This window comes from Flavobacterium sp. FG19, assembly GCF_057809475.1.
On the sequence record NZ_JBMDKA010000036.1, the window covers coordinates 1 to 25,705 of the forward strand.

Annotated in this window: 29 protein-coding genes; 1 reads left to right on the forward strand and 28 read right to left on the reverse strand. The window is 35.3% G+C overall.

Translation table 11 applies throughout. The annotated features are described in order from the left end of the window. Positions 1–77: 77 nt before the first annotated feature. Positions 78–998, forward strand: coding sequence for a M20/M25/M40 family metallo-hydrolase (locus ACODST_RS24600; protein ID WP_488934794.1), 921 nt, complete (start codon positions 78–80; stop codon positions 996–998). A 221-nt stretch (positions 999–1,219) separates the two neighbouring features. Here ACODST_RS24600 and ACODST_RS24605 read toward each other — a convergent pair whose 3' ends face one another. From ACODST_RS24605 to ACODST_RS24740, 28 genes are all read right to left on the reverse strand, one after another. Then, positions 1,220–1,405 carry a hypothetical protein gene (locus tag ACODST_RS24605; RefSeq protein ID WP_488934741.1) on the reverse strand — a complete coding sequence of 62 codons (186 nt, stop codon included), beginning with the start codon at positions 1,403–1,405 and terminating at the stop codon, positions 1,220–1,222. Positions 1,406–1,469: 64 nt separating this feature from the next. Next, positions 1,470–1,886 (reverse strand): hypothetical protein, encoded by a 417-nt coding sequence (locus ACODST_RS24610; protein WP_488934742.1) that lies wholly within the window; start codon positions 1,884–1,886, stop codon positions 1,470–1,472. A gap of 171 nt (positions 1,887–2,057) precedes the next feature. After that, positions 2,058–3,194, reverse strand: coding sequence for a type II secretion system F family protein (locus ACODST_RS24615; protein ID WP_488934743.1), 1,137 nt, complete (start codon positions 3,192–3,194; stop codon positions 2,058–2,060). Continuing rightward, positions 3,184–3,660 (reverse strand): PulJ/GspJ family protein, encoded by a 477-nt coding sequence (locus ACODST_RS24620; protein ID WP_488934744.1) that lies wholly within the window; start codon positions 3,658–3,660, stop codon positions 3,184–3,186. The genes ACODST_RS24615 and ACODST_RS24620 overlap by 11 nt, the downstream gene beginning before the upstream one ends. Beyond that, a complete protein-coding gene (locus ACODST_RS24625) occupies positions 3,642–3,986 on the reverse strand; it encodes a hypothetical protein (protein ID WP_488934745.1) in 345 nt (114 codons plus the stop codon). Before ACODST_RS24625 ends, ACODST_RS24620 begins: the two co-directional genes overlap by 19 nt. Further along, positions 3,974–5,263, reverse strand: a complete 1,290-nt coding sequence (locus tag ACODST_RS24630) for a hypothetical protein (protein WP_488934746.1) — start codon at positions 5,261–5,263, stop codon at positions 3,974–3,976. The genes ACODST_RS24625 and ACODST_RS24630 overlap by 13 nt, the downstream gene beginning before the upstream one ends. After that, positions 5,260–5,745, reverse strand: a complete 486-nt coding sequence (locus ACODST_RS24635; RefSeq protein WP_488934747.1) for a hypothetical protein — start codon at positions 5,743–5,745, stop codon at positions 5,260–5,262. Before ACODST_RS24635 ends, ACODST_RS24630 begins: the two co-directional genes overlap by 4 nt. Before the next feature lie 7 nt (positions 5,746–5,752). Beyond that, positions 5,753–6,691, reverse strand: a complete 939-nt coding sequence (locus ACODST_RS24640) for a hypothetical protein (protein WP_488934748.1) — start codon at positions 6,689–6,691, stop codon at positions 5,753–5,755. Next, the gene (locus ACODST_RS24645; protein ID WP_488934749.1) at positions 6,688–7,635 is read right to left on the reverse strand and encodes a hypothetical protein; all 948 of its coding nucleotides are present in this window, start codon (positions 7,633–7,635) and stop codon (positions 6,688–6,690) included. The genes ACODST_RS24640 and ACODST_RS24645 overlap by 4 nt, the downstream gene beginning before the upstream one ends. 2 nt (positions 7,636–7,637) lie before the next feature. Further along, positions 7,638–8,570 carry a hypothetical protein gene (locus ACODST_RS24650; RefSeq protein ID WP_488934750.1) on the reverse strand — a complete coding sequence of 311 codons (933 nt, stop codon included), beginning with the start codon at positions 8,568–8,570 and terminating at the stop codon, positions 7,638–7,640. Continuing rightward, positions 8,567–9,499 (reverse strand): hypothetical protein, encoded by a 933-nt coding sequence (locus tag ACODST_RS24655; protein ID WP_488934751.1) that lies wholly within the window; start codon positions 9,497–9,499, stop codon positions 8,567–8,569. The genes ACODST_RS24650 and ACODST_RS24655 overlap by 4 nt, the downstream gene beginning before the upstream one ends. A 32-nt stretch (positions 9,500–9,531) precedes the next feature. Further along, positions 9,532–10,536: a hypothetical protein gene (locus ACODST_RS24660; protein WP_488934752.1), complete on the reverse strand. Its 1,005-nt coding sequence runs from the start codon at positions 10,534–10,536 to the stop codon at positions 9,532–9,534. 6 nt (positions 10,537–10,542) lie between these two features. Beyond that, positions 10,543–11,568, reverse strand: a complete 1,026-nt coding sequence (locus ACODST_RS24665) for a hypothetical protein (protein WP_488934753.1) — start codon at positions 11,566–11,568, stop codon at positions 10,543–10,545. Then, on the reverse strand, positions 11,565–12,497 hold the full coding sequence (locus ACODST_RS24670) for a hypothetical protein (protein ID WP_488934754.1): 933 nt from the start codon (positions 12,495–12,497) through the stop codon (positions 11,565–11,567). The genes ACODST_RS24665 and ACODST_RS24670 overlap by 4 nt, the downstream gene beginning before the upstream one ends. Before the next feature lie 2 nt (positions 12,498–12,499). Then, positions 12,500–13,375, reverse strand: coding sequence for a hypothetical protein (locus tag ACODST_RS24675; protein WP_488934755.1), 876 nt, complete (start codon positions 13,373–13,375; stop codon positions 12,500–12,502). A 2-nt stretch (positions 13,376–13,377) separates the two neighbouring features. After that, positions 13,378–14,391, reverse strand: a complete 1,014-nt coding sequence (locus tag ACODST_RS24680) for a hypothetical protein (protein ID WP_488934756.1) — start codon at positions 14,389–14,391, stop codon at positions 13,378–13,380. A 3-nt stretch (positions 14,392–14,394) separates the two neighbouring features. Then, a complete protein-coding gene (locus ACODST_RS24685) occupies positions 14,395–15,243 on the reverse strand; it encodes a hypothetical protein (RefSeq protein ID WP_488934757.1) in 849 nt (282 codons plus the stop codon). Then, a complete protein-coding gene (locus tag ACODST_RS24690) occupies positions 15,240–16,265 on the reverse strand; it encodes a hypothetical protein (RefSeq protein ID WP_488934758.1) in 1,026 nt (341 codons plus the stop codon). Before ACODST_RS24690 ends, ACODST_RS24685 begins: the two co-directional genes overlap by 4 nt. A 6-nt stretch (positions 16,266–16,271) precedes the next feature. Beyond that, positions 16,272–17,162 carry a hypothetical protein gene (locus ACODST_RS24695; protein WP_488934759.1) on the reverse strand — a complete coding sequence of 297 codons (891 nt, stop codon included), beginning with the start codon at positions 17,160–17,162 and terminating at the stop codon, positions 16,272–16,274. Between the two features lie 8 nt (positions 17,163–17,170). After that, the gene (locus ACODST_RS24700; protein WP_488934760.1) at positions 17,171–18,091 is read right to left on the reverse strand and encodes a hypothetical protein; all 921 of its coding nucleotides are present in this window, start codon (positions 18,089–18,091) and stop codon (positions 17,171–17,173) included. Between the two features lie 2 nt (positions 18,092–18,093). Next, on the reverse strand, positions 18,094–19,062 hold the full coding sequence (locus ACODST_RS24705) for a hypothetical protein (protein ID WP_488934761.1): 969 nt from the start codon (positions 19,060–19,062) through the stop codon (positions 18,094–18,096). Then, the gene (locus ACODST_RS24710) at positions 19,062–20,000 is read right to left on the reverse strand and encodes a hypothetical protein (protein WP_488934762.1); all 939 of its coding nucleotides are present in this window, start codon (positions 19,998–20,000) and stop codon (positions 19,062–19,064) included. The genes ACODST_RS24705 and ACODST_RS24710 overlap by 1 nt, the downstream gene beginning before the upstream one ends. A 3-nt stretch (positions 20,001–20,003) precedes the next feature. Next, positions 20,004–20,912, reverse strand: coding sequence for a hypothetical protein (locus tag ACODST_RS24715; protein ID WP_488934763.1), 909 nt, complete (start codon positions 20,910–20,912; stop codon positions 20,004–20,006). 3 nt (positions 20,913–20,915) lie between these two features. Then, positions 20,916–21,896 carry a hypothetical protein gene (locus tag ACODST_RS24720; RefSeq protein ID WP_488934764.1) on the reverse strand — a complete coding sequence of 327 codons (981 nt, stop codon included), beginning with the start codon at positions 21,894–21,896 and terminating at the stop codon, positions 20,916–20,918. Between the two features lie 34 nt (positions 21,897–21,930). Next, positions 21,931–22,869: a hypothetical protein gene (locus tag ACODST_RS24725; protein ID WP_488934765.1), complete on the reverse strand. Its 939-nt coding sequence runs from the start codon at positions 22,867–22,869 to the stop codon at positions 21,931–21,933. After that, entirely contained in the window at positions 22,862–23,803 is a 942-nt protein-coding gene (locus ACODST_RS24730) for a hypothetical protein (protein WP_488934766.1), read from the reverse strand. Before ACODST_RS24730 ends, ACODST_RS24725 begins: the two co-directional genes overlap by 8 nt. Next, positions 23,796–24,761 carry a hypothetical protein gene (locus ACODST_RS24735; RefSeq protein WP_488934767.1) on the reverse strand — a complete coding sequence of 322 codons (966 nt, stop codon included), beginning with the start codon at positions 24,759–24,761 and terminating at the stop codon, positions 23,796–23,798. Before ACODST_RS24735 ends, ACODST_RS24730 begins: the two co-directional genes overlap by 8 nt. Further along, entirely contained in the window at positions 24,754–25,701 is a 948-nt protein-coding gene (locus ACODST_RS24740; RefSeq protein WP_488934768.1) for a DUF4200 domain-containing protein, read from the reverse strand. Before ACODST_RS24740 ends, ACODST_RS24735 begins: the two co-directional genes overlap by 8 nt. Positions 25,702–25,705 lie beyond the last annotated feature (4 nt).

The following is a 25,705-nucleotide window of genomic DNA, read 5'->3' on the forward strand; positions in this document are numbered from 1 at the left end:
TTTTAGAATACAGGAATACGATTAATATGAAATTTTTACAGGACCTCAGCTTTGTTTGTTTTTTGTTTTTTTTGAGTATGGTTTCAAATGCCCAGGAAAACAATATAGCACAGACATTTTATAAACACGATAAATATCTTTCTTCAGACAAATTAGAAGGACGTTTGGTGGGAACGAAAGGCAATAACGTTGCGGCGGCTTATATTAAAAAGCATTTTAAAAAGTTTGGTTTACAGCAGTTTAACGGCAGTTATTACCAGCCTTTTAAAGTGTTTGTAAAGGAAGGCATCAACAAAATGAAATCCGATAGTGTTTCGACCCAAAATGTGCTGGGTTTTATAGAAGGTTCTGATGAAAAACTCAAAAACGAATTTATCGTAATTGGGGCACATTACGACCATTGGGGCTGGGGCGGAAAAGGTTCCGGAAGTAAAAAGAAAGATACCGTGGCAATTCATAACGGAGCCGATGATAATGCTTCGGGAGTTTCGGCTTTGTTGTGTATACTGGAACAGGTTTCTAAACTCAAAAACAAACCCAAAAGAAGTATTATTTTTATTTCATTCAGCGGAGAAGAAGAAGGTTTGCTGGGATCCAAGTATTTTGTAAACCATTTACCAGTTCAGAAAGAAGCTGTAAAAGTAATGCTCAACATGGATATGGTAGGACGATTAAATACCGAAAAACAGATTTATATGGGCGGTGCCGGAACGTTCTCGAATGGAGTTGATCTGATGAAAAAGCTAGGAGAAAACAGCGGACTAAACCCGGTAGTGTTTGCCGGCGATGTGGGCGGCTCTGATCATGTTACTTTTTATAAAGCCGGTATTTCGGCCATAGGTCTTCATACAGGCGGACACCCGCAGTACCACACACCCGAAGACGATATTGAACTCATTAATTTTGAAGGAGGAGCTTTGGTCTCAAAGTATATTTATAATGCTTTGGTAAGTATTGCGAATTATAATGAGGAGCTGATTTTTATAAAGCAGGATTAGGATACTGTTAAACAAGAAAGCTGCTTTTATAAAGTGGCTCTCTTGTTTTTATTATTTTTCTTTTTTATATTTTTTGAGATACTCATTAGCCATTTTTCTTGTTTCAGGATCTGCTTTTGGTGAATTTAAAATATAGTACACATCGTAATAAGCCTGATTATAGTGAAATTTATTAGCGATTATAAGGGAATAATACAATGCAGAGGTTTGTCCTTTGTTCGCTAATATTTGTATATCGACTGAATTTCAAAATAAGCTATGGAATCTCCATGTTCAATAACTCTTTTGCTTAAAGCGTCCATTAGTTCTATATTATTCAATTTTTTCTGAAAATAATTGGTCGAATTTTCTTGTTCAAGAATTTCAATTTCCATGTTTTCTTTTTTACAAGATGGAAATAGTATCATTAAAAAAGTAATTAGAAAAGCAATTGTAATTTGTTTCATAAGAAACAAAGAGATAAAGGTTTATTTACAAATCAGTTTCATCAATTTTCGAATTTTTAGCAGAATTGTTTCGAAACAGTAAAAGTGTATTCCACAAGGCTGTCATGGTATAGATATTATGAACCCAGATAGAGCAGTTTTCTTTAATTTCAATAAATTCATATTCGGCAGATTTTCCTTTCTGTATAGCCGTTTCCTGAAGAATCTTTAAAAAATCAACATTCAGAATTTGTCCTTCGTTTCCTGAATCGGTACAATAGTATATGTACTCGTTTCCGAGAGCGGTATAAACATCGTCGTTTCTTTTAATAGCCACAAGGGCGGAAATTCCTTTCTCCTGAAGTGCTTTAGTAAAAGCGGAATCATTGTCCTGATAAAATTCACCGGCATAAACATCAAGACGGTTTCGTTTTATTCTTGCCCGGATAATATTAAAGTTCATTGGTTAAACTATTAGGATTATTTTGTCATGTTCCGGATTAAGGAGATAATGAAATTATTTATTCTCTATTCGCCGTCTCTTGTTCTATTCAATAATTAAAATTTAATCTTCTTTTTCAGTTAGTTAAGTGGTTAATTATAAAAAAACCTAATTTGTAACACTACCTTAATATTACCCGATCGCACTACTCAACTGAAACATTGGTAAATACATAGCTACCAGTAAAACCGCCACTAAAACCCCAACAAAAAGAATGATAAAAGGTTCAAGAACAGTAGTCATTACTTTCGACTGCTGTACTACTTCCTGATTGTATTGTTCACTTAACTGTTTGAAGACATATTCGGTTTGGTTGGTTTCTTCGGCTACTTTAACAAGGGATATAATTCGGTTGTCGAAGAGGGGTGTGTTTTTTAAACTGGCGCTTAGGCTGTTTCCTTTGAGGATACTGTTTTCAACCTGTTCAAGAGCTTCCTGCAGTGGTACAAAACGAATCATTTTTTTGACCATCTGAATACTGTTGAGTAAAGGGACTTTTGCAGTTGTAAGTAAGGTCACTGCCTGAGTAAACTGTGCCAGATAGACTTTTGTCATAAATGCTCCCAAAACAGGAATTTTGACAAGGAAATAATGCAGGGCTTTTTTGTATTTATGATTGTCTTTAAAAAACTGGGTTGAAAAAATAAAAGCCAGTATTCCCAGAAAAAAATAGAGTCCGTAGGTTTTGGTCCAGACGGATAATTTTACAATTAACTGGGTCAGAAACGGGAGTTCCATATTGTTTTGTTTAAAAATATCCTGAAACATGGGTACCACATAACTCAGCATAAAAATAACCACGAGAACAGCTGTGCTCAATACAATAGAGGGATAGGTGAGTGCTGCGACAATAATGCGTTTCTGTTCGTTTTTGCGTTCAAAAAAATGCCCCAGTTCTTCACAAACCTGCGCTGTAGTTCCGGTTTCTTCTCCAATCTGGATAGAATAATATTCATATTCTGTAAATGATTTCGATTTTACTAAAGCTTCAGAGAAAGGTTTTCCGTTTACGACGTCGTTTAGAATAGTCTGAATTAAATCTTTATCGGCATTTTTCTTTAAGGATTCAATGATAAGGGAAAGTCCTTCTTTAAAACTAACTCCTGCTTTTAGTAAAACGGCGAGTTCGAGATAAAAGGCCTGTTTCTTTTTATTGTTAAAACTGTCACCAAAAAGTGTTATTTCCTTTTTTAAAAGGCTTTCAATGCTGTTCGGATTTTTAGACTGGACAGCTTTTTTATGGGTTGTATTTTCTATTTTAAAGGCCATCTTCCTGGTTCATAAAAAAGGTTATATCATTTTTTTTCGAAACAAAAATGTGGTAATCCGGTAATTCTGTTTCAGCAAATATCGACAAAGCGTCGATTGGTCCGTTACTTATTTCTTTTCCCCTGAAAAAGGCTTTTTGGGGTATAATTTTAAGTTTGATGGTATCAAGGTTTCTCAGACTGAAGTTTTCCTGAAAAGAATAAGTAACCGTATCCACTTCCGAAGTCATGATTAAGAACTGTTTGGCACTATCATATACAATTTGGTGGGGTTCATTGAAATCCTGCCAGAGCTTTTGTTCGAAAAGAGACAAGGTACTTGTTTTTTCAAAATTGTTCTGAATAGTATGAATTTGTTTTTGAACAATTCGTAAAACACTAAAGGCCATACCCACGACTATAGCAGTTATAATCATAACCACTATCATTTCTGATAAAGTAAATGATTTTAGTTTTGCTGCTGCCATCGTACTTGTTCTTTTATAATTTCTTTTTTGGAAACACTGTTTACTGCCGAAATGAAAAAGGTTTTATCTGAAGAACCTGCTCCCGGGTCGATGCTGATATTCCAGTTTTTATAATTTTCCTGATAAGGCAGTTTTATGATCTTGTTTTGTACTTCATATTCCAGTTCGTTTATTCGGGTCTCCACACCATGTGTATTTTTAGAGAACGTATTAAAAACCAGATTATTCAGTATCACACTTGAGACAATGAATATAATGACCACCAAAACAGTAGCTACAATGGCTTCTACCAACGTTGCCGATTTTATTTTTTTTAGTATAACCATTTTAAAACTGTTTTAGGTTCCTGTTCTAAAATGATACCGCCATAAAGGGCCGGAACCGTTTCGTTTTCTATAGTGGCATTGTAGACATGGTTCATAAAAATAGATCCGGCCTGATTGGCCACAAACTGTTTCGTATAAACTGATCCTGAAACAGTTCCCTTTATTTCAAGATTACCATTACAATATACCTGTCCCTTTATTTTCGAATCTTTTTCTAATACAATCTGTGTTTGAAAATCAGAAGTTTCCTTGGTCTGGATATAGGTTATACATCCTTTAAAAATACTTCCTTCATCTATAAAAATCTGGTTTTCATGTAAGGTACTGTAATTGGAATTTTCTGCAGCCGTATTTTTATTGTCCTGGAACAAAAGCAGGGCAGAGGGATAGCTTAAGCTGCATCTTTTTCCTATTATAATTTTTTTGGAAGCAACAGCCTGAAAACAGCCAATAGTTTCATCTTCAATTTCAATAACAGGGGCTATTAAGATCAGATCATTAAGTAAGGCTGTTTTTCTAACTTTAATAGCTGTTTCTGATTTGATTATAATGTTTCCGGAGATGATTCGGTTTTCAAGTGTGATTTCGTTTTGAGAATAAAAGCCTTTTGTTTTTTCGTTAAAGGAATTTGTAATTTTTACAGTCGAATTTAAATTGATATAATCTTCCTGACGCTCTGTTTTATATTCTTTTAAATAAAAGTTTATGGCCGCTGTAAAATCTTTTCCTGGTTTTGGAAGCTCAGAAGTACTTTTTTCAATACGTCCGTAAATTAATTGTGTTCCATAGTAACTGTTTCCGGCGATGTAACCTGAGTTTACGCCCTGTGTAGGCAGATAGGCAATGCCCTGAATTTTAGTGCTCCCCACAACAGTTAACGCATTGTGAGTTTCCTGCAAAAAAAGGGTAGGGGATTTATCTGCGATAATGAGGGAACCTATTATGGCTGTTTTAGCAAATTTCTTTTTTCGAAATTGTGTTATAGTGATTCCTTTTTGAAATACGCCCCATTGCGACAAATAGGTTTTAATAGTTTGGTTTTCTTTTTTTATAAAATTGATACTCGAAGTATCTGTATTTAATTCTTTTTGTTCCAGCAGCGACTGAATTCCGATATCAGCAATCTGGATATTTTCGACAGCCCCTTTTGACTGTTCTTTCATATAAATAAAAGTATAGGCATACAATACCAGACCAGCCAGAAGCAGGGCAATGAGTACAGCAATAAAAACTGTAAACTGCAGCGCACCGGATTTAATTTTAAGCTTTAATTTCAATCCTGCAGCATTATAAGGTTAAGATTGCCTTTGTATTTTACATAAACAGATTCTTTGTCACCGGACTTTAAAAAGACTTCGTTTTCGGTGTCACCAATTTTCATATAATAATTTTTATTGTCTATGATAAGCATAAAAATGGTGTTTTTACCTTTGGTATCAGCTATTACTCCCTTGTAAACAATAGAAGGCCAAACCAGTGGTTCCGGCTGTTTTTTTACCTTAACCGTTTTAGCAGAAGCTGTTTTGGCAGGAGAAGCAGTCTCAGGATTGTACATTTTTCCTAAAAACGGATCCCTGTAATTTACGTTAATGGCAAAAGACTGTCTTTTAGTAACTTTTAAAGGTTTGATACTGAATTCAGGATTGCTTTCAGGAACTATTTCATCAGTATTTGTAAAGGAAAATACCTGAAATAAAACAGCTCCCCAAACGAATAAAACCAATGGTAAAAGAATGTATATGTTTTTTTTGTTTTTCATTTGCAGTCTATTTTTGACTTAATTCTCTTTCAATTTTTTCTATTCGCAAAGCTAAAGCTTTTAATGTTTCAATTTCCTTTGACTGCTCTTCAATTTTTTTATTTTGCTGAATAGAATATAAAGTAAGCTCCTCAATCTTCTGAAGCAGCTTCGCATTCATTTCTCCTAAATTGATTCCGTTTTTTAAAACTTCCTCTTCCCCTGGGATATTTTCTAAATGCCCTTTTTCTTTAATATGTTTTTCTACTTCTTCAAGAGTGGGTAAAGTGTATTCTTTTTTGAAAACAAAGTCCGGCCAGCCAGTCATATCTACCCTTACTTCTCTGGAATGAATAGTTCCGTTAACATCCAGTTTATTGTTTGGTGCCATTATACCAATTCCAACATTTCCATTATCCATAATAGTGAACCTGTTGGTACACATTCCGCCGCCGCAGCCTAAATTATCGTATGCCCAAAATTGCAGACTGTTTCCATATACTCCTGTCATATTATAAATGGTCCACCTGCTTGCCGTTCCGTTGGAAGTTTTAGTAGGGTTTTCTACTTCTATTTTTCCGCCGCCGTCATCTGAAACAGAACTAATAACTGCTCCGGTAAATAATCCATTACCATTTACTTCTAATTTTTGAGATGGATTTGTTACACCTATACCAATTTTTTTATCACTGTTTATGGTCAAAGCTGAACCTGTTGTTCCGTAATCAAGATCTAAAAATGCCAGAGAGGCATTATCTCTTGTTTTAAAATTCCAGGGACCGCCTGTATGTCCGTATGGAATAAGTGATAAACGTATAATTTGGCCATTGGTGCCAGGCGAAGCTATCTGCTTGCCAACATTAAGATTGGTGTCAAAATTTACAGTTCCGGTATTGGGTACTGAATTTTGTGAACAAATTGCCTGTGTAAAAAGGAATAAAGTCAGTAATAGGTTGAAATTTTTCATTCAGCAGTTGATTTATTTTGTTTTAACATTACTATATCTTTTTTCATTTCAGCATTTTCTTTCATTATATTTTCGTTTTCTTTTTTCATTTCGATCATATAAAGCGTTAATTCTTCGATCTTCTGAAGCAGCTTGGCATTCATTTCACCCAGATTAATTCCATTTTTTAAAACCTCCTCTTCGCTTGGGATATTTTCCAGATGTCCTTTTTCGGCAATATGTTTTTCTACTTCTTCCAGAGTGGGTAAGGTATAGTCTTTTTTAAATACAAAATCAGACCAGCCTGTTAAATCTACTTTGACTTCTCTGGAATGTATGGTTCCGTTTACAGCTAATTTGGAATCGGGATTTATGGTACCTATACCAACATTTAAATCATCATTTATAGATAAAACGGGTGAAAAAAGAGCATTATTATCTTTCCAGCCCAGTCTCAAATATCTATTGGTAGATCCTCCATAACTCATATTGGTTTTAATTTGGATGGCGCCACTGTTTGCCGGACCTGAGATTGTAGTTACTTCAGCGTCTTTACCAATTACCAGATTACCGGTTAAAGTCTGGTTTCCTATTAAAGTTTGATTTCCGGTAAATGTATTACTCGCTCTGGTAGCTAATTCGACCCAATTTGTGTTTACCGAAGATAAATCTCCAGCGACAATTTTTCTAAAAAATAAACGGTCATTTATAGCAAAAGAAGAGCTTATCTGTAGTTGATAGTTATTGGTTGTATTTATATGCCTGGCAACAAACAGATGCTGCCAGACATTACTATTGTCAGGTGCCATACCAGCTGTAGTTGTATTTAAACCATTATAGATACCGGATTTTAGAGCAGCTGAAAAGTCAGAAATGGTGGTTGGTGCATGTCCGTCTCCAATTTGCTGTGCCGATGAGATGAATCCGGTAAAAACCAGAATGATTGCAACTATATTTACTTTCATGATTATTTGTTTTGGGAAGAGAGTATGTTTTTTAGATTTTTTATTTCTTCATTCTGTTTTTCATTCTGAAGGGCATTCTCTTTTTTGATCTCAATAATATATAGCGTTAACTCTTCGATCTTCTGAAGAAGCTTTGCGTTCATTTCTCCCAGATTAATTCCATTTTTCAATACTTCTTCTTCACTCGGAATATTTTCCAGATGCCCTTTTTCTGTAATATGTTTTTCAACTTGTTCAAGAGTTGGTAAGTTATAGTCTTTTTTGAATACAAAATCAGACCAGTCGAGCATATCGACTTTTACTTCCTGAGAATGAATGGTACCTTTTACATCTAATTTGTTTTTTGGGTTTGTCATACCAATTCCAACATTTCCTCCGTCTGCCTGAATAATTAAATCACTCCAGGCATTTAATTGAGAATTATGTGCCCCAAACCAGGCTTTACCATTATATTCTCCCATTACAATAGCATTTAAATCACCAGACGCGACGATCCTGCCTCTCCAGACTGCGACAGATGTTCCGCTTTCTTTAACATGCAGCCTGGTTTGAAAACCTGCATTTTCAATTCCTATTCCAACGTTCCCATTTTCGTTAGTCATTAATAACTGCCTCCAGGTTCCCCATTGATCAGCTGAGGGATAAGCATTTCTGTAAAAAATACCGCCATCATTTAAATTAAACTGATGGTTTTTACCTCCGCTATTGTCCGTATCTTCCCATGGAGAAACGGTTATATTAGTTGAATACATTCCATAACCGGGAGCACCAATGTAGCTTCTTTCTTTAAAATCAGCCCTTATTCCATGTTCGAAAAAATTAGGGACATCATTAACCCATCTGGTATCACTAATACTTAAGGATGCTGCACTTTGAGCATAAAAAACATTCGAAAAGCAAAATGTTAGTATTGAATATATTGTAATTTTTCTCATTTTGATACTTGATTATTAAATTGTTGTTCTATTTTAGAAAGTCTTTCAGATAAAGATTTTAATGCCGTTTTCTCGTTTTCTAATTCTTCGATTTTCTTTTCCTGAGCGGTTATTTTTTTATTTTGCTGAATAGAATAGAGGGTTAATTCTTCAATCTTTTGTAAAAGTTTAATATTCATTTCCGAAAGATTAATTCCGTCTTTCTGCATCTCTTTTGCCGAAGCAATTTCAGGAAGGTGTTTGTTTTCTTTAATGAATTGATCTACAGATTCTAAAGAAGGTAGGTTGTAATGGTTATCAAAAACGAAATCGGCTCCGGCATCCACAGTTACTTTTACTTCTCGTGAAGCTATATTACCTGCAACGGTCAGTTTTGAAGCGGGGTTCATAGTTCCAATTCCAACATTACCATTCCCCAGTTCTGTTTGTAAGCTTTCAGGATTTGCTGCGCTGGACCAGCTCCAGTTTTGTGTTGGAGGTGTTTCCGGAGTAATAAAAGTTTCTGTGGCATAACTTCTGAATAAAAAACTAAGACCTACATGATAACTTGGAGTTTTGATATAAACCTCATAGTACTTATTATCAGAAGACGGCAGTACATACCAGACAATATCCCGGGACGAATTACCCACAAATTTTAACAGAGGTTTTTGATCGCTGTTGATAGACTGCGGAAAAACAAAATCAATCCTGGAGGCCCCTTCTCCCTGATAATCTACAAAATATAAAGAGCCTGCAGCACCACCAAAATACCAGTCGGCATTTTTAATTTTAAATAGTTTTATCCATTCTGGAGCTCCATGATTGTAATATTCAAAAAAAGTTAAACTTGTTGCTGAATTCTGCCCCAGCTGAGTAGCTTGAGAAACTGCTTTATTGCTGGTTAATAGTAGCAAAAAAAGTGTAAATAGCAGTAGAATATTTTTCATTTATTGATGATTTAAGTAAAACTAAATTGGTCTTATTGATTCCTGCTTTCCAGTTTTTCAATTCTTTTATTCTGCTCAATTATATAGAGTGTCAACTCCTCAATTTTCTGTAGTAGTTTTGCATTCATTTCACCAAGGTTAATTCCATTTTTCAAAACTTCCTCTTCACTTGGGATATTTTCTAAATGCCCTTTTTCAGTGATATGTTTTTCAACTTCTTTAAGCGTTGGGAGATTATATTCTTTTTTAAAAACAAAATCGGACCAGTCCAGCATATCAACTTTTACTTCCTGAGAATGGACTGTTCCTTTTACATCTAATTTATTTTTTGGATTTACGGTGCCAATCCCAACATTTCCGCTTGATGAAATTCTCATTCTTTCCTGTAAGCCGGTAATGGCAGGATTATCAGTATCTCCGTCCCACCCGGAATAAAAAACCAACGCTTTTCTTCCGTAAGTAAGGTCATTAACGCCACGTAAAGCCACTCCGTTATTAGGCAGATATCCACCGGTTAAAAGCAAAAAAGGAGTATTGGTATTGTTATTGCCTTGTGCGGAATGAATACGAAGCCCTGCATCATTATTGGAAGCGTCTATCTGAAATTTTTTCTCCGGATTGTTAGTTCCAATACCACTGTAGCCAGTACCGCCAATTCGTAAATTGCCAGATGATTCTACATCACTTTTGGAGTCTAATAAATTTCGCCATTCTCCCCATGTATTTTGATTATAGAAAGCGCTTCGGTACATAATCTGCCCGCCGTTCCAATTATTGTTAAAATACAATTGCGATACTAAATGGCCGACTTTTCCGTATAATTCCAACAATGAACCATAAGGCGATGGGGCATTAGTTCCACCATAATTATCCCAAAGCTTTATTGACATAGGAGTTACACCAACTCTTGGCAGACTATTAAAATCTTTTTGTTCAGTTGACCATTTTAAACTGTTGGAGCCCAAATTACCGTCAAAGGTCTGGCTGTAAATAAACGAATTAAAGGTTATTAGAGTAAGAAACAGTAATTTTTTCATGGGGATTTATTTTATTTTTTGTTCAATTATCGATATTCGTTCCAGAAGCGATTTAAAGTTTTCATTTTCCTTTTTTAGTAATTCGATTTGCTTGTCTGACCGCTCTATTTTTTCTGACTGGATTTTGTCTTTCTTTTCCTGTTCAATTACATAAAGCGTTAATTCCTCGATCTTCTGAAGCAGCTTAATATTCATTTCAGATAAATTGATCCCGTCTTTCTGCATTTCTTTTGCCGAAGCAATTTCAGGAAGATGTTTATTTTCTTTAATGAATTTGTCTACAGACTCTAAAGAAGGTAAGTTATAATCGTTCTCAAAAACAAAATCGGCTCCGGCATCAACGGTTACTTTTACTTCGCGTGAGGCAATGTTTCCGGCTACTGTTAATTTTGAGGTTGGGTTTGTGGTACCTATACCAACATTCCCGCTGTTATTATAAACAAGATTAGAACTATTGTTTTCCCAATTGTTAGCTGCATATGATAATAAACCTGCATACGGATAAGTGGCTTCCGGATGAATAAAGAATAATTCAGAAACACCTACCTGACCATTAGTTTCAGAAACATAAAATGTAAATTTTAACTTAGTATATATTCCCGAAACAGGTATAGGTGTCGAAAAATCATAGTTATTATAGTCTACCGCAGAGTAATCTGCTATAACCCTCCAATTGTTAAAGGAGTTAAATTCATCATAGCCTTCTATTTTAAACCTTTTTGCATACCAGTAGCGAGTGGTCCAGCCCACCCAGGCACCAACCTGAGTATGAGCGTGAGAGGGAAGGTTTTCGATTAGAATTACAGTAGGGTTTTCAAAACTGATATTTCCGTTAGAATAAGAAGGGCTCATACCGCCATCAAACAAAGAAGGAACATAAAGTGAAGGACCTGTCTGCGTTACCTGATATCTTAATTGAGCATTAAATAAAATATTGTGTTCTAAACCTACAGGGTTTCTGTTTGTTGTAAATACCTGGCCTGATGCAGAATGGAATACTATAAAACTGATAAGAAATAGTAATTTTTTCATTTACTTTTTTGAAGTTGATTAATTTTTGATTCTAACTTTTCAAGTTTTGCATTTAAGATCTCATTATTCTGCTTTTCTTTTTTAAGCGCACTTATTTCTTTATTTTGTTCAATGACATATAAAGTCAGCTCTTCAATTTTTTGTAAAAGTTTGATATTCATTTCAGATAAATTGATTCCGTCTTTCTGCATTTCTTTTGCCGAAGCAATTTCAGGAAGGTGTTTGTTTTCCTTAATAAATTTATCCAGAGACTCTAAAGAAGGTAAGTTATAATCATTTTCAAAAACAAAATCGGCTCCGGCATCAACGGTTACTTTTATTTCACGTGAGGCAATATTTCCGGCTACGGTAAGTTTTGAGGTTGGGTTTGTGGTACCAATACCAACATTTCCGTTGATCCCGATTCTCATTTTTTCAATATTGTTATCTGTACAAAAAGTCATGTATCCTCCTGTAACGCCGCCGCCTCGATAGAAGTTAATAGAATTGTTCGTTGTTCCGTAAAAATTGTGCACTATAGAAAAACTCTTCACATTCTGCCAGTTTTCTCCCTGAGTTGCAAAACCCTGTACTCCTAAAAAGGTACCATTTCCTGTACTGTCTCCTTCGCCTAACCTTCCTAAAATAGTTCCTATCTGGCCATTACCAATATACCGCGCCATATCAAAATAAGCTCTGGGAGCTGTTGTTCCAATACCTACATTTCCATTTGCGATCTGCATTACATTGTTACCCGTTTTATCGCCAAAACGGATTCCTCCGTACCAGTGCAGATCCAGACCCGAAGAATCAGGAACGTCATAAGTAGCAATTCTGTAACTGGGAGCATCTCCAAATCCAATTATTGGCAGGCTTTGAGAGTAAAAAAAGGATGATTTGATTAAAAACAGAAATAAAATAAATTTTCCTTGTAAATTAAATGTGCTCATAATTATTTAGTTTGGTTTTTTTCGAGTTTTTTAATTCGTTTATTCTGTTCGATCATATATAGTGTCATTTCTTCAATTTTCTGCAGCAGTTTGATATTCATTTCAGAAAGATTAATTCCGTCTTTCTGCATTTCTTTTGCCGAAGCAATTTCAGGAAGATGTTTATTTTCTTTAATGAATTTGTCTACAGATTCTAAAGAAGGTAAATTATAATCGTTCTCAAAAACAAAATCGGCTCCGGCATCCACGGTTACTTTTACTTCGCGTGAGGCAATGTTTCCGGCTACAGTAAGTTTTGATGTTGGGTTTGTGGTACCAATACCAACATTTGCCATAAAAAAAGTATTTCTGTTTTGGTATATCCCGTTTGTTGTGGCATAATCTTCAACAGATGTTTTATAAGTTAGATTGGCTCCATTTGTTATCGTATAGGGTAATGGATTTTGAATTCCGTCGTATACTGCCGGATTTACTGCATAATTTGACTGGTAATAGTAGGTAGTGCTGCCGCCCCGTAACCAAATAATGATATATTGGTCATTACTGCTATGGCTGATATCCTGCCATCCCGATACAAAAATTACATTGGTAGATACGCTTGCCGGCTTAATATCGGCGTTAATAAAATTGGAACCGTTACCCCAGGAAGTTACATGATAGGTAAATGCGGCCATTAAAGACCCTCTCCATAAAGAATCGGTATGAATACTGCTTCGGCCTAATATTAAACTGGTAGGTGCATTGCTGCTCCAGCCTCCGTCAGAAAATCTTATGGGATAAAATTTATCGAAATCACCTTTAACTACAAAACTGCCTGAAACCTGTGCTTTGGAATTGATAAAGAGAGAAAGTAATAGAAATAAGAATAGTTTTTTCATCGTTATTTATGTATTTTTTTTAAATCAGAGATCTCTTTTTTCATTTCTTCGTTTTCTTTTTTCATTTCAATTACATAAAGGGTCAGCTCTTCAATTTTTTGTAAAAGTTTGATATTCATTTCAGACAAATTAATACCGTCTTTCTGCATTTCTTTTGCCGAAGCAATTTCAGGAAGGTGTTTGTTTTCTTTAATATATTTATCTACAGACTCTAAAGAAGGCAGGTTATAATCATTTTCAAAAACAAAATCAGCTCCGGCATCCACCGTTACTTTTACTTCTCGTGAGGCAATATTTCCGGCTACAGTAAGCATAGAAGTAGGTTTTGCTGTGCCAATACCCACTCTTGCTGCATCTAAAATTAAGGGTTGGTTTCCTCCTCCGGTTTTTAAGAATACCGGGTAATCATTATCGATGAAAGCAGGAAAGCCTGCTGTATTGCTTATTTCTAAAGACCGGGCATCTCCGCTGCCAATTCTGGCCGGAAAGAAATGAGATTTTCCATAAACGGTAAGCGGTGCACTGGGATTATTGGTTCCTATACCCACATAGCCATTCGTGTTAAGATGTAATTGACTTAGGTTTTCAACACCATTTATCTGAAAAGTATGTAAATCAATACTGGCATTCCAGCCTTTACTGATTATTTTACAAAGACCATTTGTATTTAAATCAAAAACCAGATTTGAATTTAGTTTTTGTAAATCTAATGTACCGGCTGGTGTTGAAGTACCAATTCCAAAATTTCCCGAATAAATAAAGGAATTTCCATTGTCTTTAAAATAAACATTGCTGCCAATCAAAGTTCCTCCTGTAAAATCTTCAGCATAATTTAATGCTAAAACATTATTTGGCGCATGTACAAAAGCACGTCCTCCTGAACCTCTTTCGGGATACTTAAAAATAACATCTGCTGAACCATTATAATAAAAAATATTGTTTCCGTTTGGTGAAATTATTTGTGAAAATGTTGTAAATGATGTTAGTACAAACAGGAGAGAGGCTAGTTTTTTCATAATTTAGTTTTGGGCTTTTTTCAATAATTCGATTTCTTTTTTCATTTCGATCATATACAAAGTCATTTCTTCAATTTTCTGAAGCAGTTTGATGTTCATTTCAGAAAGGTTAATGCCGTCTTTCTGCATTTCTTTGGCAGAAGCAATTTCAGGCAGATGTTTATTTTCTTTAATGAATTTGTCTACAGATTCTAAAGAAGGTAAGTTATAATCGTTTTCAAAAACAAAATCAGCTCCGGCATCAACGGTTACTTTTACTTCTCGTGAAGCTATGTTTCCGGATACAGTAAGCATAGAAGATGGATTTAAGGTACCAATACCAACATTTCCATTTGTCAGAATTGACATTCGTACTCTGTAACTGCTGATTAAATGTAACGGATGATCACTTTCTGTACCTACAAATCCGCCGCCGCCATACCATTCGGGATTGTGAGAAAAGATACCCACCCTATATGCCGAATTTACAGATGTGGCTAAAATTTTTGAGTGATGGGCTCCGGCAACATCCAGTACATTGCCCCATCCCTGAAGGTTGGATGGATATTCTGTTCCTATACCAACATTTCCATTATTACGAATGGTAAATTTAGGATTTGAATAATCCCCTTTGCTCACGATCCAGGACTGGTCGTGCAATGCCCCAAAATACCAGTTGTTTGTGCCATCGAGCATTCTGGCCTGGATTCCGGCCGTAAAACCTCCAATATCTTCGCTTCTTTGTAAAATTAAATTTGGAGAATAACTGCGAATCGTTACATCTCCAAAAGCCGGATAAATATTAGACTGCCCTGATATAAAATTTGAAAAAAAAAATAAAATGGCAGCTCTTAGAAGGTAGTTTTGTTTCATAGTTTATTTTCTAGATTTGCTAATCTCTTTTTAATATCGTTTAGATTTTCGTTATCCTTTTTTAATGTGGTAATTTCTTTTTGCTGATCGGTTATTTTTTTATTTTGTTCAATCATATATAAAGTCATCTCTTCAATTTTCTGAAGGAGTTTGATGTTCATCTCAGATAAATTGATTCCATCTTTCTGCATTTCTTTGGCAGAGGCGATTTCTGGCAGATGTTTATTTTCTTTAATGAATTTGTCTACAGATTCTAAAGAAGGCAGGTTGTAATCGTTTTCAAAAACAAAATCGGCTCCGGCATTAACAGTAACTCTTACTTCGCGTGAAGCGATATCTCCGGCTACAGTAAGTTTTGAAGTAATATTTGAGGTTCCAATACCCACATTACCATTTATTCCATTGACTACAAAAGCATCGTTTGTAACCATGGTTCCGTTTCCATTGTAAACCTGGATATGAAGGTGTTTGTCTGTTCCGCCATTGTTTATTTGGAATGCCTGACCATTGGGGTCAAAAATTTCCCCATTAAATGATTCCCTGTTAAAAGATAAAGTTCCAAAATAGGGAGCAGTACCCGGATGAATACTCACACCGGTTCCTCCTGATCTTATGGTTAATTTTGAGTTAGGGCTTGTGGTACCAATTCCTAAATTTCCGTCTATATTCTGATTTCCTGAAAAATTATTTGTTCCTCTTGTGGCTATTTCGAACCATTGTGGGTTTTGGGGCTGCAGATAACCGGATAATTTTCTGAAAAATAATCGGTCATTTGGCAGGAATGAGCTGGCTATTTGTAATTGATGGTTGTTTTCGGGATTTCCATGTCTTACTACAAGTAGATGCTGCCATTCGTAGAGATCATCAGGAGCTTTTCCAATGGCGTTTGGTGCGCCATAAACTCCGGAAAGCAGCGGTACTGTAAAGTCTGTTATGTAAGGGGCATATCCACCGCCTATTTGCTGAGAATAAGAGATTAGTGTGTTGAATAATACTATGACTGCGATTATTTTTAACTTCATTTTAGTTTATTTAAGAGATACCTGAGATTTTAAAAGTTTTATTTCTTCGTTTTGTTTACTATTTTCTTTTTTCATTTCGGCATTTTCCTTTTTCATCTCAATCATATACAGAGTCAGTTCTTCAATTTTTTGCAGCAGTTTAATATTCATTTCCGAAAGATTGATTCCGTTTTTCTGCATTTCTTCTGCCGAAGCGATTTCCGGTAAGTGTTTGTTTTCTTTAATGAATTTGTCTACTGATTCTAAAGAAGGAAGATCATAATGGTTATCAAAAACAAAATCGGCTCCGGCGTCAACGGTTACTTTTACCTCGCGTGAAGCAATATTTCCGGCTACAGTTAGAAGTGAGGTAGGTTTTGTGGTGCCAATTCCTACGTAGCCATTTCCTTTTATAATAAACGGAATCCAGTTTCCGGCACCAATATCACGTACTCTGAAAAAACTGCTTCTGGCTGCATTTTCATTGGTCCCAAATGAGCCTACATCAACGGTTAGGGCATCTATTTGGTCCTGAGTTCCGGGAACATTTAAATTAATTTTTGCAGCATTGACAGTTTTGGCGGTAAAATCGCTGGAGGTATTGTTTAGATTTCCCGAATGCCAGATTCTATTCCATCCTTTCCATCCGTTAGACCATCTTCCAAAATACAATTCATTTGTTGCAACACCATTTACTAAACTGGCGTAATTATTAATGTCAAAACCAAAGTTCATCCCCTGGTAATAATTGGCTCCAAGTGTATTGTTTGCAGGAGAAATGGCAATCCATTGTCCGTTTACTTTAGTAAAAGATTCCATATTGCTCTCAATGTTCAGCATCGGAAAATAGCTTTGAGAATGTGTTACTAAAGTGAATAACAATAATAAAGTAAAGAATAGGAATTTGAGGTTTTTCATTCGGGGGATTATTTTGATTTGGATTCTATTTTTTGTAGTCGGTCTTCAAGAGCCTCAAACTTTTTATTCTGTTCCTGAAGTTCATTTATCTTTTTATTCTGCTCAATCATGTAGAGAGTCATTTCCTCCATTTTTTTTAGTAAAGCCATATTCATTTCGGCGAGCATTAAACCATTTTTCTCAATTTCTTTTGCAGATGGGACTTCCGGTAAATGTTTATTTTCGTTGATATACTTTTCAACCTCATCTAAGGTTTTGAGTTTATAATCATTTTCGAAAACATAATCAGGTACTAACGGTCCGGCCATATCAACTCTGACTTCCTGCGTGTGTATTTTTCCTTTTACAGTTAATTTTTCATCCGGGATTATTGTTCCAATACCAACATTGGCGGCGAAATAGGCATTTCGGTTTTGATAGGTTCCGGTATTTGTAGCGTATTCTTCTATTGTCGTTTTATAACTGTGTGCCGGACCATTAAATTCGTTGTATGGTAAAACATTCTGAACGCCATCATGAACAGTAGGGTTTACGGCATAATTAGATTGATAATAATAGGTTGTTCCGCCTCCTTTTAACCATATAATGATACACCAGCAGGTGCCTTCTGCAGTAGCATCACGCCAGCCCGCTATAAAGGCGTTACTTGACCCTACATTCGCATCAATAAAATTTGCGCCATTACCATAGTTGCTTACATGAAATTTAAAGCTGGCCATTAAAGCACCCCGCCATGAAGAGTCTGTATGTGTGGAACTTCTTCCCAATATTAAATCTGTAGGCACATTATTATTCCATCCGCCATCATAAAAAAGTACGGGATAAAATTTATCAGGATCGCCGCCCACATTAAAACTACTGGAAATCTGAGCCTGTGAAATCGAAATAACGGACATGAAAAGAACAAAAGCAGGTAACAGTTTCTTCATACTTATTTAGTTAGTTGTTTCAGTTTTGTTATGTCTTTTTTCATTGCTTCATTTTCTTTCTTCATGTCAATCATATAGAGCGTCATTTCTTCCATTTTCTTTAATAAAGCGATATTCATTTCGGCCAGCATTAAACCATTTTTCTCGATTTCTTTTGCTGATGGAATTTCCGGTAAATGCTTATTTTCATTGATATACTTTTCAACCTCATCTAAAGTTCTGAGCTTATAATCGTTTTCAAAAACATAATCGGGAACTAACGGTCCGGCCATATCAACACGAACTTCCTGCGTATGGATTTTACCTTTTACGGTTAACTTTTCGTCTGGTGCTGTGGTTCCTATTCCTAAATTTCCATTCTGAATATAATGGTTTCCATTGCCGGTTACTCTTAAAAGACCATTTGTTATAAGGTTGTTGTTTAGTTCGGTTGAAGCTGTGAAATTGGATATATTGACAGCGGTTGGCGTTTCATTAATTTTAATCTGGTTGTGCAGCGTTACTGTATCGACTTTCTGATGTAAATACGTAATTTTAATAGTATACACAGCATAATTTTGTACTTCAAAATAGACAGGAAGCTGTCTGTTAACATAACCTCCAAAAGTTGAATTTAAATCAACAGGAGTTCCCAAGCTTATTTTTCCCAGGGACTGGTTGCCTTGTACGTCAACTAATTTTAGTACTGCAGATCCGGAGTTAATACCTTCACCATAACCATTCTGAAGAATGTATTTTTTATAATCTGTTGAAAAATAGGACTGAAAAATTTCAATCATTATGACACCGCCGTACTGCCAATGAAAAGAATTATAACCAATATTGGCTATTTCGAATCTTTTTGCCTGAACATTTTCAGCGGATAAATTACTTATTACAGTTGTTTGTAATCCGTTTTGGCTTGTGGTTGTTTGCGAAAATGAGGTACTAAAAAAAAATGAAATTAATAGGACAGTCAATAGTTTCTTCATTATTTGGTATTTAAAAGCTGATTGATTTTTTTATCGAGAGTTTCTATCTTTTGATTTTGTTCTTCGAGTTGTTTTTTCTGAAATGTATTTTCCTTTTTCAGTTCAATCATATAGAGCGTCATTTCCTCCATTTTTTTTAGTAAAGCCATATTCATCTCTGCCAGCATTAAACCATTTTTCTCGATTTCCTGAGCAGATGGGATTTCCGGTAAATGTTTATTTTCGTTGATATACTTTTCAACCTCATCTAAGGTTTTGAGTTTATAATCATTTTCGAAAACATAATCAGGTACTAACGGTCCAAGCATATCAATTTTGACTTCCTGTGCATGGATTTTGCCTTTTACAGTTAGTTTTTCATCTGGAATTGTGGTACCAATACCAACATTGGCAGTAAAGTAGGCATTTCGGTTTTGATAGGTTCCCGTAGTTGTGGCATATTCTTCTATTGCAGTTTTATAGCTGTGTGCAGGTCCATTGACTTCATTGTATGGTAAAGAATTCTGAACGCCATCATAAACAGTTGGGTTTACAGCATAATTGGATTGGTAGAAGTAGGTTGTTCCTCCGCCTCGAAGCCAGATTATAATACAAGTGCAGTTGCTTGCTGCTGTAGCATCTTTCCATCCGGCAATGAATGGATTTCCGGCAACAAAGAGTGGTTTTATATCGGCATCAATAAAGTAGGAACCATGTCCCCATGCAGTTACATGATAGGTGAAAGATGATATTAATGATCCTCTCCATGATGAGTCCTGATGAACGCTGCTTCTTGCAAGAATTAAAGAAGTAGGAGCATTATTACGCCATCCACCATCGTAAAAAGTTACCGGATAAAATTTATCAATGTCTCCGCCAACATTAAAACTTCCGGTTACCTGCGCAAACAAATGAAGGCTGCAAAAAAATAAGAAACCTGTTGATATAATTTTTTTCATATATTATTTATTTTCAATTTTCTGAATTCTGTTTTCCAGTATTTTTTGATTGTTTTTCAGGCTTTCATTTTCCTTTTTCATTTCAATCATATAAAGAGTTAGTTCTTCTATTTTCAGTAAAAGTTTAGCATTCATTTCTCCCAAGCTGATTCCATTTTTAACGACTTCTTCTTCGCTTGGAATATTTTCTAAATGTCCTTTTTCAGTAATATGTTTTTCAACCTCATCTAATGTTGACAAATTGTAATCTTTTTTGAACACATAGTCCGGCCATCCGGTTAAATCTACTTTAACTTCTTTAGAATGAATGGTTCCGTTTACATCGAGTTTGTTTTGAGGATTAATAGTTCCAATGCCCACATTGGCTGCGAAGTAAGCATTTCGGCTTTGGTAGATTCCGGTTGTTGTGGCATATTCTTCTATTGCAGTTTTATAACTGTGCGCAGGACCATTAACTTCATTGTACGGTAATGAGTTCTGTAAACCATCATAAACTGTTGGAGATACCGTATAATTAGATTGATAGTAATAAGTAGTTCCGCCGCCCCGAAGCCAAATTATGATACAAGCACAAGTCCCCTCTGCTGTAGCATCTCTCCATCCGGCAATAAAATTTGTAATTGATCCTCTTGACGGTTTAATGTCAGCGTCAATAAAGTTAGAACCATGTCCCCATCCTGTAATATGATAGGTAAAAGAAGACATCAAAGATCCACGCCAGGTTGAGTCCTGATGAATACTGCTACGGGATAATAGTAAGGTTGTAGGGGCATTATTATTCCAGCCGCCATCTAAAAACGTTACGGGATAATATTTATCAATGTCTCCGCCAACATTAAAACTTCCGGTTACTTGTGCAAAAGAATATAGTGTACAAATAAAAAATATACCTGTGAGTAGTATTTTTTTCATAATTTATTTGTTTTCAATTTTTTGAATTCTTTCTTCAAGTACTTTTTGATTGTTTTTCAGGCTTTCATTTTCTTTTTTCATTTCAATCATATAGAGCGTCATTTCTTCCATTTTTTTAAGAAGTGCCATGTTCATCTCTGCCAGCATTAAACCATTTTTTTCGATTTCTTTTGCTGATGGGATTTCCGGTAAATGTTTGTTTTCGTTGATATAATTTTCAACCTCATCTAAAGTTCTGAGTTTATAATCGTTTTCAAAAACATAATCGGGAACTAACGGTCCGGCCATATCAACACGGACTTCCTGAGTGTGAATTTTACCTTTCACGGTTAACTTTTCGTCTGGTGCTGTAGTTCCTAATCCTAAATTCCCATTCAGGATATAATGATTTACATTTCCATATCCGGTTAGATTTAAATTAAGGTCTAAGGCAGTTGAAACGGAGAAATCAGGAATATTAATGCCTGCCGGAGTCTGGTTTATTCTTATCTGGTTGTGACCGGTTACGGTGTCTACTTTTTCTTGTAAGTAGCTGATTTTAATTTTATAGTTGGCGTAATATTGTACATCGAAATAAATAGGCAGTTGTTTGTTTATTTTATCGCCTACACTTGTTTCCAGGTCAGTTGGTGTTCCAAGAGTAATTTTTCCGTAATGAAACATGCCATGAGATTCTGCGAGCTTAAGAGAAGGAGACCCGGAGCCGGTTCCTTGGCCGTAGCCATTTTCAAGAATGTATCTTTCATATCCTGTGCCGAATGATGACTGAAAAAGCTCAATAATAATTAATCCGCCTACCTGCCAATGAAACGAATTGTATCCAAGAGAGGCGATTTCGTATCTTTTAGCTTGAGTTTCTACAGCCGTTAAGTTTACTATAACTGTAGATTTCAGACCATTTTGATTGGTATCATTTTGAGAAAAACCAAATGAGGTTACGAATAAAAAAAATAATAATATTATAGTGTTCTTTTGTTTCAGCATGATAGTTTGGGAGTTATTTTGAGGTTAGCTGTAATTATTTTTTTTTCTTTTTAAGAAGCTTAATATCATTGTCCTGTTTTCTGACCTGCTCTTTTAATGATTTTAGTTCCTTATTTTGTTCAATCATATAAAGCGTCATTTCTTCCATTTTTTTAAGAAGTGCCATATTCATCTCGGCCAGCATTAAGCCATTTTTCTCAATTTCTTTTGCTGATGGAATTTCCGGTAAATGTTTGTTCTCATTAATATAATCTTCAACTTCCTCTAAAGTTTTAAGTTTATAATCGTCGGCAAACACATAATCCGGAACTAACGGCCCGGCCATATCAACACGGACTTCCTGTGTATGAATTTTTCCTTTTACGGTTAATTTTTCATCAGGTGACATTGTACCAATACCCACATTGTTTCCCATTATAAGAAAGTTATGTACATTATGAGTTTCATTCATATTTGGGGTGTAATCCTGAATGTCAGTGAGGATAGTAGTGTTTACAGGCTGACCTGCTACTTCATAATTAACGGTTTTCATGTTTTCTCCGGTTGATTTTGTCCAGCCGGCAAATTGATAGCCCCAATCGTGCATGGAATCAGCATAAGGTACATTTAGTGCCAGGTATTTTTTTCCATTATAGGTACAGGTTTTAAAAGTCCACTCGCCAAAACCATCGTAAGATCTTAAGGAAGCATGTGTGCCATTATAAGCAGATGAGGTACTTATTTCTACAATATTGGTTCTGTTATAAGACCCCGGAGAACCTCTAAAAGCTGTTATTGTTCCTACTGCATTATTAATAGAGATTAAGCTGCCGTTATAGATTTCATGGAGCAGAATTAAATTTTTGGTATAATCGCCTCCATTTGTACCCATCTCAATGATTTTGTAATTAAATGCCACTGTATTTGTCTGTGCATTTGCGAAGAAAGGAAGAGATGCTATCAGCAGAAAAATAATTTTTATATGTTTATTCATTGCTTTTATTTTTTAGTTTGTTTTCAAGTAACATTATTTTTTCATTCTGCTTTTCATTCTCTTTCTTCATTTCGATCATATAAAGTGTCATTTCTTCCATTTTTTTAAGCAGATTCATATTCATTTCAGCCAGCATTAAACCATTTTTCTCAATTTCCTGAGCAGATGGAATTTCCGGTAAATGTTTATTTTCTTTAATATACTGCTCTACTTCTTCTAAAGTTTTAAGCTTATAATCGTTTTCAAAAACATAATCTGGTACTAACGGTCCGGCCATATCAACCCGAACTTCCTGTGTATGGATTTTTCCTTTTACGGTTAGTTTTTCGTCAGGAGACATTGTGCCAATACCTACATTGTTACCCATTATAAGAAAGTTACTTACATTATGAATTTCAGTCATATTTGGAGTATAATCCTGAATGTCAGATAGAATAGTAGTGTTTACAGGCTGGCCGGCCACTTCATAATTAACGGATTTCATGTTTTCTCCGGTTGATTTTGTCCACCCGGCAAATTGATAACCCCAATCATGATAGGCTGCAGAATAGGGAACATCAACAGCGATATACTTTTTACCATTATAGATGCAGGTTTTTAATTTCCAGCTGCTTTCGTTGTCAAACGATTTGATAGAGGCAGAAGTACCATCGTAGGATGATGATGAATTTATTTCTACAACATTAATTCTATTATAGGATGCTGCACTACCTCTGTAAGCTGTTATTGTACCCACTGTATTGTTCATAGGTAATAAACTTCCATTGTATATCTCGTGAAGTAAAATTAAGTTTCGGACATAATCGCCAACTCCGTTATTACCAACAGTAATAATCTTGTAATCTCCTGCAAGGGGAGTTGCAGCTATCTGTGCATTTGTGAAAAACGGAATAGAAACAATCAGCAAAACAATCAGCGTATTTTTTTTACTCATTGTTTTTAGTTTTTAATTTGTTTTCAAGAGATAGTATTTTTTCATTCTGCTTTTCATTCTGCTTTTCATTCTGTCTTTCATTCTCTTTTTTCATTTCTATTATGTAGAGCGTCATTTCTTCTATTTTTTTAAGCAGGCTCATATTCATTTCAGCGAGCATTAATCCGTTTTTCTCAATTTCCTGGGCAGATGGAATTTCTGGCAAATGTTTATTTTCTTTAATATACTGCTCCACTTCTTCCAGGGTTTTAAGTTTATAATCGCCTGCAAACACATAATCCGGAACTAACGGCCCGGCCATATCAACTTTAACTTCCTGTGTGTGGATTTTTCCTTTTACGGTTAGTTTTTCGTCAGGAGACATTGTGCCAATACCTACATTGTTACCCATTATAAGAAAGTTACTTACATTATGAATTTCAGTCATATTTGGAGTATAATCCTGAATGTCAGATAGAATAGTAGTGTTTACAGGCTGGCCGGCCACTTCATAATTAACGGATTTCATGTTTTCTCCGGTTGATTTTGTCCACCCGGCAAATTGATAACCCCAATCATGATAGGCTGCAGAATAGGGAACATCAACAGCGATATACTTTTTACCATTATAGATGCAGGTTTTTAATTTCCAGCTGCTTTCGTTGTCAAACGATTTGATAGAGGCAGAAGTACCATCGTAGGATGATGATGAATTTATTTCTACAACATTAATTCTATTATAGGATGCTGCACTACCTCTGTAAGCTGTTATTGTACCCACTGTATTGTTCATAGGTAATAAACTTCCATTGTATATCTCGTGAAGTAAAATTAAGTTTCGGACATAATCGCCAACTCCGTTATTACCAACAGTAATAATTTTGTAATCTCCTGCAAGGGGTGTTGTAGCTATCTGTGCATTTGTGAAAAACGGAATAGAAACAATCAGCCAAACTATAAACATAATTTTTTTACTCATTGTTTTTATTTTTTAGCTTGTTTTCAAGTGACATTATTTTTTCATTCTGCTTTTCATTCTCTTTCTTCATTTCAATTACATACAAAGTCAGTTCTTCTATTTTTTGTAAAAGTTTAATATTCATTTCAGATAAATTGATGCCTTCTTTTTGCATTTCCTGAGCAGAAGCAATTTCGGGAAGGTGTTTGTTTTCTTTTATGAATTTATCGACAGACTCCAGAGAAGGAAGGGGATAAGCATCTTCAAAAACAAAATCGGCCCCGGCATCGACGGTTACTTTTACTTCACGGGCAGCAACGTTGCCCGCAACGGTAAGCTTTGAAGTTGGGTTTGCTGTACCAATCCCTACATTTCCGTTTTGAAGAGCTTTAATAGCAAGTGAGGCACCGTCTGCGGTAAAAACATTTCCAACATATAAATCCCAATCGGATGTCATAGGAAGAAATTTGGAAACAGAGGTATCATTTCCTGTTACATTTAAAGCTGTAAGTGCATCGTTTGAATTGAATGATGTCACTTTAATATAAACAGTAATTGGGGTATTGATTCCCAAAGTGTTTACTGCTCTGATTCTAAATCGTGGATTTCCGTATTGTGTATTACAGTCAATAGTAAAATTTGTTCCGGAACCTACATATGGATTATTGTTTATTCGTCCTGTTTCTCTCCATAAATTCGGGTTAGAATGTGATATGGAAGCAATATGAGTTGCAGCCGAAGCAACATTTCCACGGGTGTAGTTGATAGAAATCTGGTAATAACCACTTGCTCCTGCAGATATTGGATTTACTCTTAAAAACTCAACATAATCTCCAATTACATATCCGGCCGGGAAAGTAACAGCACCTTCATACTCTGCAGTATATAATAGATCACCTGAGTTAGCAGAAACCTTATTAAAGAAAAAAACAATAAATAGGAATAGTATATTTTTTTTCATAAAT

Bases quoted from the DNA above. Each gene is read 5' to 3' on its own strand.
- ACODST_RS24600 (WP_488934794.1), top strand. From the start codon at position 78: ATGGTTTCAAATGCCCAGGAAAACAATATAGCACAGACATTTTATAAA.
- ACODST_RS24605 (WP_488934741.1), bottom strand. From the start codon at position 1,405: ATGATACTATTTCCATCTTGTAAAAAAGAAAACATGGAAATTGAAATT.
- ACODST_RS24610 (WP_488934742.1), bottom strand. From the start codon at position 1,886: ATGAACTTTAATATTATCCGGGCAAGAATAAAACGAAACCGTCTTGAT.
- ACODST_RS24615 (WP_488934743.1), bottom strand. From the start codon at position 3,194: ATGGCCTTTAAAATAGAAAATACAACCCATAAAAAAGCTGTCCAGTCT.
- ACODST_RS24620 (WP_488934744.1), bottom strand. From the start codon at position 3,660: ATGGCAGCAGCAAAACTAAAATCATTTACTTTATCAGAAATGATAGTG.
- ACODST_RS24625 (WP_488934745.1), bottom strand. From the start codon at position 3,986: ATGGTTATACTAAAAAAAATAAAATCGGCAACGTTGGTAGAAGCCATT.
- ACODST_RS24635 (WP_488934747.1), bottom strand. From the start codon at position 5,745: ATGAAAAACAAAAAAAACATATACATTCTTTTACCATTGGTTTTATTC.
- ACODST_RS24640 (WP_488934748.1), bottom strand. From the start codon at position 6,691: ATGAAAAATTTCAACCTATTACTGACTTTATTCCTTTTTACACAGGCA.
- ACODST_RS24645 (WP_488934749.1), bottom strand. From the start codon at position 7,635: ATGAAAGTAAATATAGTTGCAATCATTCTGGTTTTTACCGGATTCATC.
- ACODST_RS24650 (WP_488934750.1), bottom strand. From the start codon at position 8,570: ATGAGAAAAATTACAATATATTCAATACTAACATTTTGCTTTTCGAAT.
- ACODST_RS24655 (WP_488934751.1), bottom strand. From the start codon at position 9,499: ATGAAAAATATTCTACTGCTATTTACACTTTTTTTGCTACTATTAACC.
- ACODST_RS24660 (WP_488934752.1), bottom strand. From the start codon at position 10,536: ATGAAAAAATTACTGTTTCTTACTCTAATAACCTTTAATTCGTTTATT.
- ACODST_RS24665 (WP_488934753.1), bottom strand. From the start codon at position 11,568: ATGAAAAAATTACTATTTCTTATCAGTTTTATAGTATTCCATTCTGCA.
- ACODST_RS24670 (WP_488934754.1), bottom strand. From the start codon at position 12,497: ATGAGCACATTTAATTTACAAGGAAAATTTATTTTATTTCTGTTTTTA.
- ACODST_RS24675 (WP_488934755.1), bottom strand. From the start codon at position 13,375: ATGAAAAAACTATTCTTATTTCTATTACTTTCTCTCTTTATCAATTCC.
- ACODST_RS24680 (WP_488934756.1), bottom strand. From the start codon at position 14,391: ATGAAAAAACTAGCCTCTCTCCTGTTTGTACTAACATCATTTACAACA.
- ACODST_RS24685 (WP_488934757.1), bottom strand. From the start codon at position 15,243: ATGAAACAAAACTACCTTCTAAGAGCTGCCATTTTATTTTTTTTTTCA.
- ACODST_RS24690 (WP_488934758.1), bottom strand. From the start codon at position 16,265: ATGAAGTTAAAAATAATCGCAGTCATAGTATTATTCAACACACTAATC.
- ACODST_RS24695 (WP_488934759.1), bottom strand. From the start codon at position 17,162: ATGAAAAACCTCAAATTCCTATTCTTTACTTTATTATTGTTATTCACT.
- ACODST_RS24700 (WP_488934760.1), bottom strand. From the start codon at position 18,091: ATGAAGAAACTGTTACCTGCTTTTGTTCTTTTCATGTCCGTTATTTCG.
- ACODST_RS24705 (WP_488934761.1), bottom strand. From the start codon at position 19,062: ATGAAGAAACTATTGACTGTCCTATTAATTTCATTTTTTTTTAGTACC.
- ACODST_RS24710 (WP_488934762.1), bottom strand. From the start codon at position 20,000: ATGAAAAAAATTATATCAACAGGTTTCTTATTTTTTTGCAGCCTTCAT.
- ACODST_RS24715 (WP_488934763.1), bottom strand. From the start codon at position 20,912: ATGAAAAAAATACTACTCACAGGTATATTTTTTATTTGTACACTATAT.
- ACODST_RS24720 (WP_488934764.1), bottom strand. From the start codon at position 21,896: ATGCTGAAACAAAAGAACACTATAATATTATTATTTTTTTTATTCGTA.
- ACODST_RS24725 (WP_488934765.1), bottom strand. From the start codon at position 22,869: ATGAATAAACATATAAAAATTATTTTTCTGCTGATAGCATCTCTTCCT.
- ACODST_RS24730 (WP_488934766.1), bottom strand. From the start codon at position 23,803: ATGAGTAAAAAAAATACGCTGATTGTTTTGCTGATTGTTTCTATTCCG.
- ACODST_RS24735 (WP_488934767.1), bottom strand. From the start codon at position 24,761: ATGAGTAAAAAAATTATGTTTATAGTTTGGCTGATTGTTTCTATTCCG.
- ACODST_RS24740 (WP_488934768.1), bottom strand. From the start codon at position 25,701: ATGAAAAAAAATATACTATTCCTATTTATTGTTTTTTTCTTTAATAAG.